Origin of the sequence: Caballeronia terrestris (assembly GCF_001544515.1) — a bacterium.
Lineage (GTDB): Bacteria > Pseudomonadota > Gammaproteobacteria > Burkholderiales > Burkholderiaceae > Caballeronia > Caballeronia terrestris.
Genome location: NZ_FCOL02000464.1, coordinates 1 through 1142, shown reverse-complemented (window position 1 = coordinate 1142; position 1142 = coordinate 1). Strand labels below are relative to the sequence as shown.

General features: G+C 62.5%; 1 protein-coding gene. It reads left to right on the top strand.

Translation table 11 applies throughout. From position 1 onward, the window contains the following. Window positions 1-50: 50 nt before the first annotated feature. Window positions 51-1142: DHA2 family efflux MFS transporter permease subunit (locus tag AWB67_RS38285; RefSeq protein WP_087660899.1), on the top strand; the 1092-nt coding region annotated here is incomplete at its 3' end.

Sequence of the window (1142 nt, the reverse complement as noted above, 5' to 3'; positions counted from 1 at the left end):
GTTCGCACCGATGTCCCGGTGGTGGAGCACAGCCTGCGCCCGGGTGGCCTATGAAGCCTGATTCCATCGACAGGCCAGCCCTCGCAACGAGCGACAGGCCCGCCGCCGGGTCTCCGGAGACTGCGGACGCAGCGCTTCGGCGCACCTGGATCGCGGTCGCGGCCGCGATCCTCGGCGTCTTCATGTCCATACTGGACATCCAGATCACGAATGCCTCGCTGAAGGAAATCTTCGGGTCCTTGTCCGCGACGCAGGATGAGGGCTCGTGGATGTCGACCGCGTATCTGGCGGCCGAGGTGACGGTGATCCCGTTGACGACTTTCTTCATGACCGTTTTCGGCTTGCGCAACTACATGTTGGCCAACTCGGTTCTCTTCTTGATCTTCTCGACCTTGTGCGGTTTCGCATGGAACCTCCAGAGCATGATCGTGTTCCGGATGCTGCAAGGGCTGGCCGGCGGTGGCCTGATCCCGATGGCCATGACCTTGCTGCTGACGCGGCTGCCGCCACAGAAGCGCATGACGGGCCTCGCCTGGATGATGCTCTCCACCACACTCGCGCCGACGCTCGGCCCGACGATCGGCGGCATCCTGACGGATCTCTACGGCTGGCCCTCGATCTTCTTCATCAACTGGGCGCCGGGTGTCCTGATGGTGCTCGGTCTCGCGTATGGGCTGGACCGCGGCGCGAGCAAGCCGCGAATTCTTCAGCAGGCGGACTGGCTGGCCATCGCGACGATGGCCACGGGACTCGTGTCGCTCATCATCTTCCTGGAGGAGGGCAACACCCGGGACTGGTTCGATTCGCGCTTCGTTCAATTCTTCTTCGTGTCGGCGCTCGTGAACCTGAGCATATGGATCGTCCTCATGCTGTCGCGGAAGAATCCCTTCGTGAACCTCGGGCTGTTCGGGCGCCGCAATTTCGGTGTGTCTTCCGTCGTGGGCGCCACGACCGGCATGGCCCTCTACGGCTCCACGTTCCTGTTGCCGCTGTTTCTCGCGCAGATCGCAGGTTACAACTCCCGGCAGATCGGAATGGTGATCATGTGGATGGGGCTGCCCCAGTTGGTGATGATGCCGATCGTCGCCAAGCTCTCGAAGGTCTATGACAACCGGCTTATCTGCTCGGTGGGCCTGCTGCTC